Genomic DNA, 18,169 nt, shown 5'->3' on the forward strand with positions numbered 1-18,169 from the left:
TTTATTGTGATTTACAGTATAAATAATCCAAGGATCTATTTAATACAAGCATTGATTATCAGTAGATTATAAAAAGGAATAGTTCTAGAAGAACTACGTTGATAGTAACTTATTTATTATCTTTAAATTAATACTTTATGTTAAAGAGAGTCAAGTCGGTCAGTATGCTGCTATTTCTTATGGCTGCATCTACAGGAAGCATGAATGCTGTTTCAGCTCCTGCAATAGCAAGTTCAAATGCTATTGAGCAACAGACCGAAACCTGTAAAGGAGTTGTAAAGGATGCTATGGGTGAAACAGTCATCGGTGCGTCCGTAGTAGTAAAAGGTACAACCAATGGTACAATTACCGGTATCGATGGTGATTTTACCTTGAGTGGAGTTTCCGAAGGAAGTATTCTTGTTATTTCCTATGTAGGTTATGTTACCCAGGAAGTAAAATTCAACGGTCAACCACTTAATGTAATCCTGAAAGAGGACAGTCAAACATTGGAAGAAGTTGTCGTAGTAGGTTATGGTGTACAAAAGAAAGCTAATTTAACAGGAGCAGTTGCAACTGTAAATGCAAAAGCATTGGAAAGCCGTCCCGTGTCAAGTGTTTCTGCAGCTATAGCAGGACAAATGCCTGGTGTAACAGCTATTCAGAGTTCAGGTGCTCCGGGTAGTCAAGCTGCTGATATGTAAGCATTCTATTTTCCGCCTTGACGCACATTATTCACAAACCTACCTTTGCGCCATAACCAAATAACAACAATGATTATGGCGAAAGAAAAAGTAAACTATCAGGAGGTATATGACCTCTACCAGTTATGCAGCGAGACCAAGGATCTTCGCGAGTTCTGTGCGGATTATGGAGTAAACTACGACAAGTTCATGAACTGGCAACGTCATCAGCTTTGGAGCGAGAAGTTAGGCAAGACAGTTCAGGTTGATCAGCCCAAGGTTGCTAAAGTCCAGATAACCGGTAAACCTTGCAACAGTCCAACTGTTAAGATGGAAGTGAAACAACCGGAAGGCGAACCTCCTATTAAGTGGGTGAAACTGCAATTGACATCTGGAGCGACATTGTTTCTGAGAAACACCAGCGTTCTTGATCTGAGTCTGTTGCTTAATAAAATGATAGGATGATATGCTTGGACTGAGTGCTAACCTGAACTATTACCTGTTCAACGGTAATGTGGATTTACGGAAAGGCATCTTCCGTTTGTGTGAAAGTATAAGGCAAGAGATGTCACTTGACCCTAGTGATGCGTCCAATGTATATATGTTCATGTCCCGTAACCGGAAGGTCGTCAAGATACTTCATTACGAACGCGGTTTTTATGTGCTTTACGAGAAACGTCCTGTCATTGGAAAGTTCAAGAAACCTGTGTTTGACGAGGTGTCAAAATGCTACCGGATACAGTGGTCTGACATGGCTTACCTGACGGAAAGTATCGTAGTCGACAGAATGTATGTAACTCCTAAAGAATGAATAATAAGGCGTTGATTTACAATGGAATAATACAAAAATAATCGATAAAAAGTTTGCGTAACTGCCTGATTTTTCGTACCTTTATATCATGATTGATGAAAGAGCATACGAGTTACTTTGCTGCCAGCTGGGTCTGGCGAATGAGGAAAAAGCAGGGCTTCGCAAACAGAATAAAGAACTGATTGCGAGGCTTGAGTCTATTGAAAAATCCAACAAGGAGAACTCAAAAACTCTGATTGATACAATCAATGACCTCAAAGAATCCCTCGAAAAGCAATCAACCACGGTTGAACATTACAGGAAAGAAATGGAACTTATGAGGAAGCAGCTTGAAGCAAAAGACGAGGTGAACATGATGCTTGCAAACGAGATATCCAATCTCAGACTTCAGCTTGAAGACAGCAGGAAACACCGTTTCGGCCGTACATCTGAGCAAAGAAGGCTGCTGAACAACCGTAACATTGACAAGTCTGCAATGGAGAAGTCCGAATATGACGGTTCTGACAAGAAAGGTGATGATGATAATAAGGCCAATGGTAACGAAGCTGGTGGCAATACCTCTTCCGATAACGCAACAGCACAGAACAGCAAGCCTTCAAGAAGAAAGGAAACCGCACCACGTGCGGAAAAGACCAGGCTGAAGGTGGACAAGGTAGTGGTACATGAAATAGAAGACTATTACCAACTCCCGGATGGTGCAAGGCTTATGAACCGCAACGGAATGGCTGATGTGTGGGAATACAGGTTTATAGAACATGTGCGTGCCCATAACGTGGAACATGTGTACAAGGTGGCAAGGGTAAAGCTTGCAGACGGCACTTTCACTAACACGATGGAGCATCCCTTGAAAAACCTTGGAGGAATCTTCTCTCCTGAACTGCTTGCCCGTCTGCTTTGTCTGAAATATGACTTCAGCATGCCTGAGAACAGACAGATAAGACTGCTTGCAAGAGAAGGCATCCATATAAGCAATACCACGCTGAACAGCTATATCCACAACGGAATCTCCAGGCTTAGGGAGTTTATGGAAGATGTCTTCAAGAAGTTTGTACAACAGGCAAAATACCTTATGGTTGATGAGACTACCGAACTCGTTGGAGTTGAAACACCGGAAGGTAAGGCTTACAGGAGAAAGTACTTATGGGCTTTCTTTGCAAAGCATGTCAAGTTGGTTTATTATCATTACAATAACGGCAGCAGAGCATCTGATGTGGCAAAGACCTTCCTTGATCATTTTATGGGATCTATATCTACAGACGGATATACGGTTTACAGAATGTATGACGGAGAAGGCTCAAAGGTGCTTCATATAGGATGCTGGACGCACTGCAGGAGGTTGTGGGTTGATGCTTTGCCATCAGACAGGACGGCGATGGACATAATAGATTCTATCGGTGATTTATTCAGGAATGAAGACCTGTTCCGCACAATGAAACTCAGCAGTGAGAAGATAAAGGAAAAAAGACTTAAACTTACGGGACCTGTTCTTGAACGTATACATCATAAGGTGGTCATGATGATGCAGGATGCGAAGATCATGGCTAACGAACTGATAAGAAAGGCTGCGAACTACACGATAAACCAGTGGAAATCCTTGAGAAATATCCTCAAGGACGGTTCAGCGGAAATATCCAACAATCTCTGTGAGCAAAGAATGAAACCTGTAAAGCTGCTGCTCAAGAACTGTATGAATATAGGAAGTGAGGCAGCCGCAGAAAACTCGGCATTCATCTTCTCCCTGATAGAAAGCTGTAAGTTGAACGATATAGATCCTCAGGATTACCTGAAGCACTTGTTTGAATGTATTCTTCATGGTAAGGACTGCGACAAGAAGGCTCTTCTGCCATGTTTTTATAAATCGGAATGTTAAAACTAAACTATTTTCTTACGGACATTTTTATTTTATCGGCTGAAAAACAGCCGATAAAATTGTCGTAGCGGAAAATAGAATGGTTACTGCTGATATTACTATTCGTGGTAAGAACTCTATCAATGCAGCCAGTCCATTGGTTATTGTAGATGGAGTACCGGGTAGCATGAATACAATTGACCCAAATGATATTGAAACATTTACAGTTTTGAAAGATGCTGCTTCTGCTGCTATCTATGGTGTACAGGCTGCTAACGGTGTAATCTTGATTACTACGAAACAGGGTAAAAAAGGAGAAAAGACACGCGTAACTTATTCCGGTAATGTATCTTGGTCTTCTCCGGTAGCAAAACGTGAATTAGTGAATGCTTATGAATATGCTGTTTTATATAATGAAGCAACTTTAAATGAGAATCCTAATGCTACATTGATGTTCTCTCCGGAAGAAATAGAAGACTATCGTACCGGAGCATTACCCAGCACAGACTGGTATGAAGCTGCTATTAAAAAGAGTGCTATAGAAACAATGCATAATGTTTCTATCAGCGGTGGTACTGAAAAAACAACGTACAATGCTTCATTAGGTTATATTTATCAGGATGGTTTGACTGCCGATAATGATTATTCTCGATTCAATGCCCGTATGAATTTGAATTCGGAAATCAATAAATATATAAAGGTAGGTATCAATGCATCCGGTTATAGAGGTGTCTCTAATGATGCATGGAATGGCTTTGTGTCTGTTTATCAAGGCGTGACTCGCGAAAAGCCGACTAATAAAGTTTATAACGAAGATGGTTCTTATACTTATTCCGGTGTAGATAACCCGGTTGCCATACAAGGAGACAAGTCAGGTTTCAGACGTAATACACAGCAGGAAATAAATCTTACGGGTCATGCTACTATACAGATTTTACCTGAATTGAGTATTAAAGGTGTATATTCAGTACGTAATTATACCAGTAACCAAGATGGTTTTAAAAAGCATTTCACTTATGGTAGCGGAAGCAATGCGTATGATTCCGGTTTGCGTGAAGGCTATGATAAATATTATAACCACAACTATTACACAGGACAAGTCTTGATTAACTTCAATAAGAGTTTTGGCAAACATAATATCAGTGCATTAGCGGGTTTTGAATCTTATGAACATATTTATAAGTATACAGAAGCTACTCGTCAAGGTGGCGGTAGTGATGAGTTGCCTGAATCTCTGAATACATTAGACCAGTCTTCACAAAAAAATAAAGACGGAGGTTATGAAATGGCTCGTTTGTCTTATTTCGGACGTATCCAATATGATTATGCAGGTAAGTATCTGTTTGAAGCTAATTTACGTAGTGATGCCTCTTCACGTTTCCCGAAAGATAATCGTTGGGGAGTATTCCCCGCATTCTCTGCAGGATGGAGAATTTCTGAAGAAGCATTTATTAAAGACAATGTAGACTGGCTGAGCAATTTGAAGTTACGTCTTGGTTGGGGTAAAACCGGTAATGAGGAATTGAAATCCGATGATATTTATCCGGCAGTACCAACATATACATATAATATAGCTGACAATGCTACTAAATATTTATTCAACAATACTTTGTACTCAGCTATATATGAAGCTCGTTATGTGAACAATAATTTGAAATGGGCAACGGTTACTAACTATGAATTAGGTTTGGAAGCCGGTTTCTTAAACAACATGATTAATTTTGAATTATCTGTTTATAAGAAGAAAACCAATGATATGTTGCTGTATCCCCCTATTCAGGGAGTTATCGGTATGAATGCTCCGGCACAGAATATTGGTAGTGTGCAGAATACCGGTTTTGATTTCTTGATTAACCATAACAAGCAAATTAATAAGGACTGGAACTATTCTGTATCATTGAATGTATCTTATGTAAAGAATGAGATTACGGATATGGCAGGTACAGAAGGTCCGACAAGCAACGACAAGATTTGGAATTTGGAAGGATATCCTATCGGTTCTTACTACGGTTATGTAGCCGACGGCTTCTTTAATACAGAAGAAGACCTTCTTAACTGTCCGAAACGTTTGGCTGCCGGTCAGGAAAAATTAGGTGATATCAAGTACAAAGATTTGGATGGTGATAAGAAAATTACAGAAAAAGACCGTACTGTTATAGGTAAGAATTTCCCAAGTTGGACCGGAGGTTTGAATCTGAGTGTAGGTTATAAGAATTTTGATCTTTCTGCTTTATTCCAAGGAGCATTTGATGTAGACGGATACTACACCGCTGAAGCTGCTTATGCATTTTATAATGGTGCAACTGCTTTGAAAAGACATTTGGATCGTTGGACTCCGGATAATCACAATGCTTCTTATCCTCGTGTTACACGTTCTAGTCAAACAAACTTTGTAACATCTTCTTTCTGGCTTCAAGATGCATCATACGTTCGTTTGAAAAACCTTACTTTAGGCTATACATTACCTCAAGCATGGTTAACTAAAGCCGGTATCGCTAATGCAAAGGTATTCTTAACCGGTGAAAACTTATTTACTTTTACAGGTTTGGACGGTGGTATCGACCCGGAAGAAAGCAATGAACGAGGATGGTCTTACAGTAACGTTAAAAAACTGTCTGTCGGAGTAAAACTTTCATTCTAATATTTCAAATAAAACAGTATAAATAACATGAAAACAAAATTTTTACATATAGCAACGGCCTTATTATTTGTAGGATTCACTTCTTCATGTAGTGATTTCTTAGACCGTTATCCATTGGATGAGCTATCTGATAGCAGTTTCTGGAAAACAGAGAATGATGCGATGATGGCCGTAACTGATATTTATGGCTGCCTGCCTACATGGGATCAAGACGAAGATATCAATTCAGATAATGCAGTTCATGGCATTAAATGGGCTGCCGGTAACATATCAAAAGGTGTTTACGATCCGATGGACCAAAGCTGGGCGGGTAGTTATACTCCGATTCGTCAATGTAACTTGGTATTGGAAAAAGTAAAAGATATCGAAATGAGTGACGAATCACGTAAAAAAATTGAAGGACAGGCTTATTTCTTCCGTGCATTTGTATACTTCAATTTAATCCGTTCTTTTGGTGATGTTCCTTATATTGATAAACCATTGAACTTAACGGATGTAGAAGATATCACTCGTACTCCACGCGAAGAAGTGTATGCAAAGGTTATGGCAGACTTTGACAAGGCAATTGAATATTTGCCTGAAGAATGGGATGCCGCAAATACTCCTCGTGTTACCAAAGGAGCTGCCTTGGCTATGAAAGCTAGAGCTGCTTTGTACTATAATAACTGGCAAGTTGCAGCAGATGCTTCTAAGGCTGTAATGGATTTAGGTAAATATGAACTTTATGATGCCGGAAATACCGGTAAATATCAGGAGTTGTTTTGGGAAAAATCAGATGGATGTGATGAAAATATCTTGTATGTACAATTCAACTACCCTGATAAAACTCACTACTTGATTGGTTGGGAATGTTTCCCTACTTTAGGTTGGGGAGGTATGAATCCTACTCAGAGTTTGGTTGACGCATTCGAAGATAAAGACGGTGCTCCTATCAGTAAATCTACAATTTATAATGAAAAGGATCCGTTTAAAAATCGCGACCCTCGTTTGGAAGTCAATGTACTTCATGACGGAGAAGAAATGTATGGTGTTACAATTAAAGTCAAACCGCTGAAATCAAGTGGAAAAACCGGTATTGAACAGCACGGTGATGCTACAGCAACCGGATATTATCAGCAAAAATGGTTAGACCCAAGTATTGATCCTCAAAGCGAAGGTTGGAATATGGGTAAAGACTGGGTGGTTATTCGTTATGCCGAAGTTCTGCTGACTTATGCAGAAGCGATGAATGAGCTTCATCCGTTGAGCGCAGAATCATTTGATGCTGTCAATCAAGTTCGTAGACGTGTAGGTATGCCTGATTTACAAAATACAGACCCAAGCAAACCGACATATTGTGCTACTCAAGATGAACTTCGTAAACGTATTCAAAACGAATGGCGTGTAGAGTTTGCACTCGAAGGCGGTAAACGTATGTGGGATATTCGTCGTTGGGGCATTGCCAAAGAAGTTTTGAATGCACCGTTCTTGGGATTGAAGATGAAACCTGTAGAAGGAGTAGTAGATGGCAAACCGGCAATTGTGGATTATATTCTTTATGAAGGTGAAAATATAAAATTGGCGGGTAGTCATTATGAAGATCATAACTACTTACTCCCTGTTCCTCAGACAGAAATCGATTTGAATCCTAAACTGACTCAGAACCCGGGATATTAATAACATTATAATATCTACAAGCAATAATTTAAGTGAGGGCATTGTCTTATAGTAAGTGTCCTCACTTACTTTATTAAATAAATATATAAGATGAAACGACTGGTCTATACCCTATTTGGAGCTTTGTTTATCCTTTATTATATATGTTACCAAGGAGTGTTGTCGCATGTGCTTTACTATCACGAACAACATCATCTTTTCCTTTTTTCTAAATCTTATTTTCTGCAATGTGTTCAATCTGAGGGTTGGCTAAACTATATCACTAACTTTATTATTCAATTTTTCTATTATCCTATTTTAGGAAGTACTATTTTGGCATTCTTGTTGGCATCAGTCTATTGGTTGACAAATAGCATTATAAAAATAATAACCGGAAAGAATGATCTGTTGCAATTGTCCATTATTCCTTCCCTTATTCTTTTTTTCTATACAATGGAAGCGAATCATTCTCTTTCTATATTACCAGGAAGTCTGCTATGCCTGTTGATGCTCTATTTGCTTCTTTTGTTTATTCAACGTTACCGAAACGTATTTCCCCTCTTTCGTCTACCTGATATATCAAATAAAAAAATACGTGTTTTATTAACTTCTCTCTTTTTACTAGGATATACAGGATATGGTTTTCACTATTTTTTTTATAACTACAATAGGAATGAGCGTATAATGTTAAAAGCCGAACAGTTTGTAAAAAGCAAAGACTGGAGAAGTGTGCTGGAGTATACAAAAAAATATTTAGATACCGGACGTTATAATCAGCTCATTTCTTATTTTCATCATTTGGCACTTTATCATACAGGACAGCTTCCTTATCATTTATTGGATTATCCACAAAAACAGGGAGTCAAGGGACTTTACTTCCCGTGGAACAGTGACAGTCGTGAGAGTGAATACGGACATATTCTTTATGAAGAACTTGGGTATATCAATGAGGCACAACGCTGGGAGTTTGAGTCAATGGTAGTATGGGGAGAAACAGCACCTCACCTTATAAATTTGGCACAATATAACATTGTAAACCACCGCCCGTTAGTGGCACAACGCTTTATTAATAAGCTAAAACAGTCTCTTTTCTATCGAGAGAAAGCTTTGCTACTTGAAAAAATTATAAATGAAGGCAAAGTTCCCGGACTAAGAAATGCATTGGATGGAAAGGTGGATACTCCGGCACGGTTTGCCAATGTCTTGAATATAGGGCCTGAATTGCAATATTTATGTGAGAATGACAGCACCAACAAAATGGCTTTTGAGTATTTAATGAGTAACTTATTACTGAGTAACCATGTGGTTCGTTTTGTGAATAACTTGAAATTCATGTCATCTTTTTCTTATACAAAACTTCCTCGTATTTATGAAGAAGCTCTTTATATTTATAAATTAGGTGTTGGCGAAGAAGAGTTTTCAAAGGTAGGAATAAAAATAAGTCCGGCAACGGAAGAACGGTTTAAACGATATTATAGTCTTGTACAGAGCAAACAGTTAGGCACTTTGCAAAAGGAGTTCGGAAATACGTATTGGTTTTATTTGAATTATATCAGTCCTTATGGTAATAAGGTGATAGCTAATTAATGGGAAATTATATGAAAATACAAAATCTGCTTTACTATACATTAATTATTTTTTTGTCAGGATGTACGCAATATCATCAGGCAGAAAGTATGAGTGACCGATTACCGTTAATTTATCCGGATTATACGGATGTGACTTTCCCTATCAATATTGCACCTCCTAATTTTAGAATTCAGGAGGAAGGAGAGGCTTTCCAGACAGAATTAGGATGCGGAGAGGAAAATTATGACATTCTTATTCAGGATGACGAACCAATAGTCCGTATACCGGAAAGCGAGTGGAAGGTACTGTTGGAGAAAGCTGCCGGCAAAAAAATATATGTCAGAATTACTATTAAGCAGCATGGCAAATGGGTACGTTATTCTGATATTCAGGATAGTATATCCGTTCATGCGATAGATCCTTTTTTAGCGTACCGTCTGCTTTATCCCGGATATGAACTTTGGAATGAAATGGGAATTTATCAACGTGACCTGACAACGTATGAGCAGACTCCTATCGCTGAAAATAGAAATTTTGGGAAGCAATGCATTAACTGTCATACGTTTAACCGAAATTCACCCGATACGATGATGGTTCATGTGCGTGGTAAACAGGGGGGCACTTTAATTTCCCTTAATGGTGAGATGGAAAAAGTCGACCCTAAGCCTGAAGAATACAGGCATGGAGCCACTTATCCTGCCTGGCATCCTTCCGGCAGATATATTGCATTTTCTGCCAATGAGATACAGCAGTTCTTCCATTCCTCAGGACAAAAGCCCATAGAAGTATCTGATTTGGCTGCCGATTTAATGATTTATGATGTACAGACTCACGAAACATTTACTGATTCGTTAGTTTATGGTGAACAATATATGGAAACTTTTCCAACATGGAGTCCTGATGGAAAACAGATTTATTTCTGTCGTGCTGAAGGATATCGTCAAGGAATGTCTTTGGACAGTATCCGGTATGATTTATATCGTATACATTTTGACGCAGAACATTCCAAACTGCATACATTGGAATGTGTCTATAAAGCATCAGCCCTTCGTAAGACTGTCTCTTTTCCGAGAATTTCACCGGATGGCAGGTTCCTTTTATTTACTCAGTCTGATTACGGCAATTTCTCCATCTGGCATCCTGAAAGTGATTTATATCTGCTTAATTTGGCTACAGGTAATATACGAAATATCGCGGAAATAAACAGTGACAATGTGGACAGTTTTCATACCTGGTCTTCAACAGGAAGATGGCTGGTCTTCAGCAGCAAACGTCTGGATGGGTTGTGGGCTCGTCCGTTTTTTGCGCATTTTGATCCCGAGACAGGACATTTTAGTAAGCCTTTCCTATTACCTCAGAAGGAGCCCGATTTTTATGATACCTTTACATATACCTATAACTTGCCGGAATTAATCAAGGCGCCTGTAAAGACTGGCAAAAAATTGTTGGAAACAATAGAAGAACCTATACATCGGGCTAAAGTCAAAAATTAACAGTTCTATTTGAAGAAAGCATATAAAATATTATCTTAATAAGAGTATGGGTTGGTTAATATTGCGCTAATGAAAACAAATAGCTAATAATCAACCCATTACTATTGATTTAGAGCGTCCGAACGAGTAATGTACATAAAGTACAGAGCATGGAAAAACAAATAAAAAAAGCAGTCGGGACAAGCTACAGGAGACTATCCCTGCATTCGGTATGCAGAAATATTGTTGATATATGCCGAAGCGCATACGCATACTGCCGGATTTGATTCTCAGACACAGGCAGCTCTTAATGAATTGCGTGATCGTTGTGGTATGCCTGATGTTCCGACCAGCTTAAGCAAGGAAGAAGGGTTGGAGCTGATTGCAAACGAACGTCGTATTGAGTTGGCGGCAGAAGGGTTTCGCAGTGACGATATGTATCGTTACAGTGATGAATATTGGAATAAACATATCAACAATGTAGAAATTGCAGCTCCTGATGGCGATAATATTATCACTATGAGTTGGAATCCCCGTATGCACTTGAGACCTATTCCTCAAACTGCAATCGACTTGAATCCGCTTTTGGCTGATGACCAAAATCCCGGTTATTAAAATCCTATAAACGTTTTATATAATAGGGTTGATTATATAAATAAGAAAGCCGGCTGAATGATGAGAAATTCAGTCGGCTTTTTAATTTTATCGGTATGTGCTGACTTTTATAGCATGATGAATTTCACAGCCGCCCAATTATTCTTTTCCCGGTAATGAATAAATTTCATTCCCAGGTTTTCCGCTTTCTCCCGGATGACAGGAATATCCTGTACATAGAATCCGCTCATGTAAAGCTCGGAACCGGCATGCATACAAGCTGCATATTGAGGCATATCCGCCAATAATATATTGCGGTTGATATTGGCGATAATGACATCAAAGGGCTTGCGTCCTTTTAATAAGGAGGCATCTCCCAATTCTACCGTAATATTATTAATCTGATTCAGAATAATATTGTCTTTGGAATTGTTTACACACCAGTCGTCAATGTCGATGGCGGTAACGGGATTGGCTCCGCGCATGGATGCCAGGATAGCGAGGATAGAGGTACCGCATCCCATATCCAGTACAGATTTGTCTTTTAAATCGGCGTCCAGCAGTTCGCTGATGATGGAACTTGTCGTTTCGTGATGTCCTGTTCCGAAAGCCATTTGAGGGTTAATCAATATTTCGTACTCTGTTTTCGGAGTATCCTTGTGAAAAGTACTGTGAATGCAACAACGGTCACCGATAACGATAGGTTGGAAGAAATTCTTTTCCCATTCTTCATTCCAGTTTTTATCTTCGGCCTCTTTTACGGTATATTCTACTTTTGCGTTAGGGATGGGAAATTCCGAAATCATTTCATCCAGTACTTCTTTATTGAACAAGGCTTGTTGGATGTAGGCTTGTATACCGCCTTCACATTCCACAAAACTCTCAAATCCGATATCTCCTGCCAGTGCAGATACTACATCATTTACTGTTTCATTGCAGGGGTGAGTGGTAAAGGTTACTTCTAAATATTTCATATGTCTTTGTTTATTCGATTACTTTACGGAGTAATGCTTCCATTTCATTTTTGAAAATTCCGGCTTCGTGTACTTTCACACCATCCACATAGAAAGTCGGGACATAGTAATAGTCGTATTGGTCGGCTATATCAGGATGTTGTGTTTCCTCTATCATTTCTATTTCTATCGGTTGGAATTCAGGGTACTCTTCTTTCAGCTCTTCGATGTAACGCAATGCCTTTTTGCAAAACGGACATCTTTCCTGATAAAATAATTTCACTGCTTTCATGTGGTTGTTTGTTTTAAGTTTATATACCCTTAAAAAGGGTAGTGGCAAAGATAGGGAGAAAAAATGAGAATAAGAGTAGAATAGGTGTTAATTGCTTTTCTCCTTATACTGTTCGGCATCTATTTATCTTCTTCATTCCGGTCGGATATCAACAGGTAAACTTTGTTCCATGATACAGATTCCTCCGATATTGGTTTTGGGGGGAATATCCGGTTTATTGAAGAATATCTTCGAGTCAATTTGTTGTTTTCCGTCTTTTCTTTGCGTATCTTTGTATGTTTGCAAATGCTTAACCACGAAGGTGGTTAAGTCTGACCACAAGGGTGGTTAAAGTTAGTCACGTCCGTGGTGAAAGTTAACCACCTTCGTGGTTAAGGAATAATTGACTTTAACTAATAAAAGAAGAACAGTATGGCAATACTATTTGATTGGTATGAGAATCCCCAAAGCTCTGAACAACAGGGAGAAGAGAATGCGTTGCATCCGCGTCTCCGGCTGAATGGGAAGATGAGCACGGCCCAACTCCGTGCCCGTATTCAGAAACGTTGTACGCTGACGGAGACGGACGTGATAGCCGTGCTTGATGCGCTGTCACACGCCATGGGCGAGGAATTGGCAGACGGCAAGCAGGTGCATTTGGACGGTATCGGGTTTTTTCGTCCCAACCTGGTGAGCACCGAGCCGGTGACGGAAAAGACGAAGTACAAGAATACGAAGGTAAAACTGAAGGGGATTGTCTACCGACCCGACCAAGCTTTGTTGGATGAGGTGGGGAGGATAAAGGTGCAACGCACCAAGTTCCCTTTTCATTCGGCCAGACTGACGGTTGGGGAAATAGATGCACTGCTGACGGAGTATTTCGTGACCCATGATTTTGTGCTGCGGAAGAGTTTCCAACTTCTTTGTGGTATGACACAAACCACGGCCAACTCCCATTTACATCGCTTGTGCGAGGAGGGAAAGTTGGAAAATGCAGGACTTCCCAAACAACCGGTTTATAAGCCTGTGAATGGACATTATGTTGTGAATGACTGATTCTTTGTATATTCATTATATTATAAGTATTTAATCGGTTTTTTAAGAAACGATTCCATGTTCTGCTGACAAAGGTAAAATAGGGAAATCCCTACCAACTAATAGGGATTTTCTTTGTTATGGAGTAAAACCTCTGATTATCTTTGTACCGGAAAAGGTAGATAAAATAACAAATAAACAAGTGACGAGTATGAAAAAGATTGTATTGACTTCGCTTATGATGGTGTGCTTGCCTTTCCTGGCAGTGGCACAAAGCGTAGAAGACGACCTTTATTTCATCCCGAAAAAGAAAGCCGAAAAGAAGGAAGAGGTTAAGCAGGAGGTAAAGGTAGCAGTTCCGCAGAAGCAGAACAATACCACTGTCTATGCAGCTCCCGGTTCTACGGTTGTTGTGAAGGATGTAAAAGGCAATATGCGTGATGTGGATGAGTATAACCGTCGTTATACTTCACAGGATAATACGTTCTCGATGGAGAATGATACTTTATATATCGAGGAAAAACCTTTGAATGAGAGAGGTGAATGGGTAAATGGTTTCGAAGGTTCTCAAGATGATTATGAATACGCTATGCGTATCGTTCGCTTCAGAAATCCCCGATATGCTATCCCTGTGAGCAGCCCGTTGTATTGGGATGTGGTTTACGGACTTCCCTCTTGGGATTGGAATGTGTATGATGACGGATTGTATGCATACGTTTTCCCCACTTATACAAATAGATTATGGTGGGATTGGCGCTTTAACTATCTTTACGGACCCGGATGGAGCTTCAGCTGGGGATGGACTTCACCATGGTATTATAGCAGTTGGTATCCCAATTATTGGTATGGCGGTTACTGGGGTGGCGGCTATTGGGGACACCATGCTTGGCATCATCACCATCATTATCCCGGCTATGGCTGGGGCGGCGGTTATTGGGGCGGCGGACATGGATGGTATGGTTCAAGTGCTCACCGTCCGGGCATTCATGCCGGCAGATATAACAACAATTATAACTCATCACGCCCGAACCGTAATAATTACGTAAATAACTATGGCCGTACTAACAGCAGTTCCTATGTAGGACGCAGTGAAGGCGGACGCACCAGTTCAAGTAGTTATCGTTCGGCTGCTCGTAGAGGTTCCAGTTCGGGAAGAGTAGTTTCCGGTTCAAACAGTTCGAATTCGGTTCGTCCGGGAAGAACGACTTATCGCTCTCGTACCGGAGAAAACATATCAGTCGGTCAGTCGGCAGGTTTACGTAATGAGAATGTTTACACTCGTCCCGAGGCAGGAAGAGGTTCTTCTTACAACAGGCCAAGCAGCACTCGCAGCAGTGTTTCTGGTTCGTCTTCTTATCGGAGAAATTCTGACGGTACGGTAGGTCGCGGAGCATATCGCAGTAACAGTAACAGCAGTTCTTCTCGCGGTAATTCTTATTCACGGAGGGATTCTTACTCACGGCAGAATTCATCTTCTCGGAATAATATATCAACCTCCAGAAGTAACTCGTCATACCGTAGCAACAGCTCTTCGTCATCTTCACGCAGCAGCTATTCAAGCGGTGGAAGCAGTGTTTCACGAAGCTCCGGTGGCGGCGGTTCACGTTCAAGTGGCGGAGGCTCTCGCAGAAGATAAGAGTTAGAGATTAAACTAGACAGATGATAGAATTAAATAGACTTGGTATATGAAAAATAAAGTAATATTAACCGCTTGTGCGTTGCTGGCAATGGCAACGGCAGGTGCACAAAATGCATACGATGCCGAGCGGTTGCTTGGTAATGATTTGAACGGAACAGCTCGTTTTGTGGGTATGGGTGGTGCAATGGGCGCTTTGGGCGGCGATATGTCTGTGATGGGCACGAACCCTGCTGGTATCGGCATCTATCGCAGCAATGATGTTGCATTGTCTTTCGGTTTTAATAATACGGCAGCGAAGAGTAATTTTTATGGCACATCGATGAAGGAAGACCGGACACGCGCTTCTTTCGACCAAATCGGTTTTGTATATAGCAATAAGATTGGCAATAATACTTCTCTGCGTTTTGTGAATTTTGGGTTCAATTATCATAAGAGCAAGAATTTCAATCGTTTGTTCTCGATGGGAGGAATATTGGATAACGGTCTCTCGCAGAGTATGCAATTGGCGGAACTGATGGACATAGGAATGGAAGGAGTAGGGGTTACCGGACCTGAATCGTTTCAGGATAAGATTATCCGTGTGGACAATCCTTATGCAAAATATTGGAATAAGTTGCCGGTGCTGGGAGTCTTGGGTGCCCAGACCGGTGTGGTGGACTGGCCGACCGGACAGGATAGAGTAATGGGTTGGAATTGTTATAGCAATAATTTCTTCAGCAAGGAGACCGGCGGTATCAGTCAATATGATTTTAATGTATCTTTCAATATCGAAGATAGAGTGTACTTGGGAGCTACTCTGGGAGTATATGATGTCAGCTATAATCGTTTCTCTTCTTATACGGAAGATTTGAATGATGATTTCGGTAAAGAAAACGGTGGTTATACCTTGGATAATTATTATACTTTGGACGGAACCGGTATTGATTTGAAACTGGGTGTGATTGTCCGGCCTTTCGAAAGTTCGCCTTTCCGTTTGGGCTTTGCCGTACATACTCCCACATGGTATGATTTGAGAGAGAGCTATAATGCCAATTTATCTTCAAATATTGATTATTATGGAGAGGCGTACAATCAGAATCTTGGTGATTTCTTGATTGGACGTGATTATGATTATCTCACTTATGATTATAATCTGACTACACCGTGGAAGTTTAATGTCAGCGCAGGTACTACTGTCGGAGGTTTGGTAGCTATCGGAGCAGAATATGAATATCAGGATTATTCTTCCAGTAAATTGGAGGATGTGGATGGTTATCCGCTGGGCGACCAGTCAAGTGTGGACGATTATCTGAAAGGTGTTCACAATCTGCGTGTAGGTATGGAAACGCGTATTGTTCCCGAGTTTAGCATTCGTGCCGGATATAACTACACATCGGCAGCTTTTGCTAAGGATTCTTATAACGCACTGGCTTTGTATAGCACACATACCGATTATAACAATACGGAGTCAAAGAATACGTTTACTTTCGGTTTAGGTTATCGCGGAAGCGTGATATATGCCGATTTAGCTTATAAATATGATATGTATAAGTCTAAGTTTTATCCTTTTGATGATGTGGAGCTGAAAGCCGCACAGGTGGATAACTCACGTCATCAGTTGTTGTTCACTGTAGGAGCACGTTTTTAATGGATTTATTGTGAGTCTAATATAGTTAAATTTAATGCGAATGTATCAGGAGCGAAGCTTGCTCTTGATACATTTTTTTTTGTAGGATGTTGTGGCTAAAGGGAAAAGCTGTCTAATTCTTTTGTTGTTTTTGCATTATTGCTTTATATAATAAGATTGATTTCTGTGCAGTTTGCATTGAGGGGATTGCTTGAGAAAGATTTTGTAACGCAAGGGGATATATGATTGTTTCTTTGCTATTTGATTAAAAGAGGATTATTAACATGTCATTATTTATGACGGTATTCTTTCTTTTTCCAGAAATTGAGTCCGACATATACACGTAGTGTTCCGAAAGTGTTAGTCAGTGAAAAATCTTCTTTCCGATAATCGTAGGTGTGCATGACCAGTGCGGCACCTGCGAAGTATTTGCTGTTGTTATAGACTATGGAGGCACGGGTAATCAAATCGAAATTGATATCTTTTATCCAGTGGGTATGGGGTTGGGGAGTATCGTTTATCTTTGATTTCTTATAGGCAATGGCGGGAAGGAGTGAAAGATTGGATACCCAGTTCTTGGCAAAGACCCAGTTATAGCCGTAGCCCAGACAAAGGCTGTAATCCGAATATTTCACTTTCTTGAAAAGTAAAGCATTGTGTAACTGATCACGCATCTCGGTCGGTAATTTATCATAATCAAAAGAAATATTATGCTGTGAGTAAGAGAATCCTGCCATTAAAGAACCGGCACTTTTCCTTTGGTTTGTAGATTGGCTGTAAGCGGCAGGGTAGGAAAATCGTTTGTAATTGAATATCCAGTAAGCGTTCAACCCCTTGATTTTACTTTGAAAGCCGTTGAAGTCCATATTTTTGGTCGGGGTATTTAATTGGAAGCCATTGTACGAGCGTATCTTGAAATCGCTTCCCGTTTTTCTCCAATACAGGTCTACTCCGAATTTGGAACTGTAGAGGTTTAATGCCATTTCTGTTTTCTTGGCTTTATTTTTATGTCCGCCGAATATGTCTTTTACATCAAAAGAGTATCCCAAAAATATCCAGCGCCAACCAAAATAAACTCCCAATTTGAAGTTGGCATTCGGTGAGAAACTTATGCTTTGTTCACCGTTGTTGCTGTTGCTTCCCAATCGGTAATATTCATACCAACTGCTGTGTTCCAGCATAAACGCCAGATTATAAAGGTTGGGGGAGATGAAAGTGGTGTCGACAGCATTGAACTCTTTTCCTACCTTTCTGATTTTCCGCCCCGTGTGACGCACTGTAGTGGCAATACCATCTGTCAGATTGACAAGAACGCCTTTACTGTTTTGCGCTGTTGTATCCTTCTTTATCTCTTCTTGTGCGGAAGCATTCAGGATATAAAGAAAGAAGCTGAGCAGCAAACAGATTTTCCGGGCGTTCGTCATAAATGTGA

Annotated in this window: 13 protein-coding genes and 2 pseudogenes; 12 read left to right on the plus strand and 3 right to left on the minus strand. The window is 40.2% G+C overall.

The window, feature by feature from the left end:
- Nucleotides 1-137: 137 nt before the first annotated feature.
- The 9 genes and pseudogenes from HMPREF1534_RS17100 to HMPREF1534_RS17060 all read left to right on the plus strand — a co-directional run.
- A pseudogene (locus HMPREF1534_RS17100) lies at nt 138-671 on the plus strand (carboxypeptidase-like regulatory domain-containing protein); the annotation flags it as partial.
- 87 nt (nt 672-758) lie between these two features.
- The gene (locus tag HMPREF1534_RS17095; RefSeq protein WP_005936264.1) at nt 759-1,127 is read left to right on the plus strand and encodes a hypothetical protein; all 369 of its coding nucleotides are present in this window, start codon (nt 759-761) and stop codon (nt 1,125-1,127) included.
- 1 nt (nt 1,128) lies between these two features.
- On the plus strand, nt 1,129-1,473 hold the full coding sequence (gene tnpB / locus HMPREF1534_RS17090; protein WP_005936267.1) for an IS66 family insertion sequence element accessory protein TnpB: 345 nt from the start codon (nt 1,129-1,131) through the stop codon (nt 1,471-1,473).
- Nucleotides 1,474-1,561: 88 nt separating this feature from the next.
- A complete protein-coding gene (tnpC, locus tag HMPREF1534_RS17085; RefSeq protein ID WP_005936270.1) occupies nt 1,562-3,343 on the plus strand; it encodes an IS66 family transposase in 1,782 nt (593 codons plus the stop codon).
- Nucleotides 3,344-3,422: 79 nt separating this feature from the next.
- Complete coding sequence (locus tag HMPREF1534_RS17080) at nt 3,423-5,963, plus strand: SusC/RagA family TonB-linked outer membrane protein (protein WP_005936274.1); 2,541 nt, start codon at nt 3,423-3,425, stop codon at nt 5,961-5,963.
- A gap of 27 nt (nt 5,964-5,990) precedes the next feature.
- Entirely contained in the window at nt 5,991-7,619 is a 1,629-nt protein-coding gene (locus HMPREF1534_RS17075; protein ID WP_005936278.1) for a RagB/SusD family nutrient uptake outer membrane protein, read from the plus strand.
- A 90-nt stretch (nt 7,620-7,709) separates the two neighbouring features.
- Complete coding sequence (locus HMPREF1534_RS17070) at nt 7,710-9,185, plus strand: DUF6057 family protein (RefSeq protein WP_005936281.1); 1,476 nt, start codon at nt 7,710-7,712, stop codon at nt 9,183-9,185.
- Between the two features lie 11 nt (nt 9,186-9,196).
- Complete coding sequence (locus HMPREF1534_RS17065) at nt 9,197-10,660, plus strand: TolB family protein (protein ID WP_005936284.1); 1,464 nt, start codon at nt 9,197-9,199, stop codon at nt 10,658-10,660.
- A gap of 177 nt (nt 10,661-10,837) precedes the next feature.
- Nucleotides 10,838-11,254 (plus strand): annotated as a pseudogene (locus HMPREF1534_RS17060) (RagB/SusD family nutrient uptake outer membrane protein); the annotation flags it as partial.
- A gap of 107 nt (nt 11,255-11,361) precedes the next feature.
- On the opposite strand, the gene prmA reads toward HMPREF1534_RS17060, so the two are convergent.
- Both prmA and HMPREF1534_RS17050 read right to left on the minus strand, forming a co-directional pair.
- Entirely contained in the window at nt 11,362-12,207 is an 846-nt protein-coding gene (gene prmA / locus HMPREF1534_RS17055) for a 50S ribosomal protein L11 methyltransferase (RefSeq protein WP_005936291.1), read from the minus strand.
- A 10-nt stretch (nt 12,208-12,217) separates the two neighbouring features.
- Entirely contained in the window at nt 12,218-12,478 is a 261-nt protein-coding gene (locus HMPREF1534_RS17050) for a thioredoxin family protein (RefSeq protein WP_005936294.1), read from the minus strand.
- A 411-nt stretch (nt 12,479-12,889) separates the two neighbouring features.
- Between HMPREF1534_RS17050 and HMPREF1534_RS17045 the strand changes: the two genes are divergently transcribed.
- The 3 genes from HMPREF1534_RS17045 to HMPREF1534_RS17035 all read left to right on the plus strand — a co-directional run bounded on the left by HMPREF1534_RS17045 (nt 12,890) and on the right by HMPREF1534_RS17035 (nt 16,758).
- Nucleotides 12,890-13,513 (plus strand): HU family DNA-binding protein, encoded by a 624-nt coding sequence (locus HMPREF1534_RS17045; RefSeq protein ID WP_005936298.1) that lies wholly within the window; start codon nt 12,890-12,892, stop codon nt 13,511-13,513.
- Between the two features lie 190 nt (nt 13,514-13,703).
- Nucleotides 13,704-15,128 carry a hypothetical protein gene (locus HMPREF1534_RS17040; protein ID WP_005936301.1) on the plus strand — a complete coding sequence of 475 codons (1,425 nt, stop codon included), beginning with the start codon at nt 13,704-13,706 and terminating at the stop codon, nt 15,126-15,128.
- Between the two features lie 49 nt (nt 15,129-15,177).
- Nucleotides 15,178-16,758 carry a hypothetical protein gene (locus tag HMPREF1534_RS17035; RefSeq protein ID WP_005936304.1) on the plus strand — a complete coding sequence of 527 codons (1,581 nt, stop codon included), beginning with the start codon at nt 15,178-15,180 and terminating at the stop codon, nt 16,756-16,758.
- A gap of 269 nt (nt 16,759-17,027) precedes the next feature.
- On the opposite strand, the gene HMPREF1534_RS17030 is transcribed toward HMPREF1534_RS17035, so the two are convergent.
- Complete coding sequence (locus tag HMPREF1534_RS17030; RefSeq protein WP_005936307.1) at nt 17,028-18,161, minus strand: DUF4421 domain-containing protein; 1,134 nt, start codon at nt 18,159-18,161, stop codon at nt 17,028-17,030.
- Nucleotides 18,162-18,169 lie beyond the last annotated feature (8 nt).

The organism is Phocaeicola massiliensis B84634 = Timone 84634 = DSM 17679 = JCM 13223 (genome assembly GCF_000382445.1).
Classification (GTDB): domain Bacteria; phylum Bacteroidota; class Bacteroidia; order Bacteroidales; family Bacteroidaceae; genus Phocaeicola; species Phocaeicola massiliensis.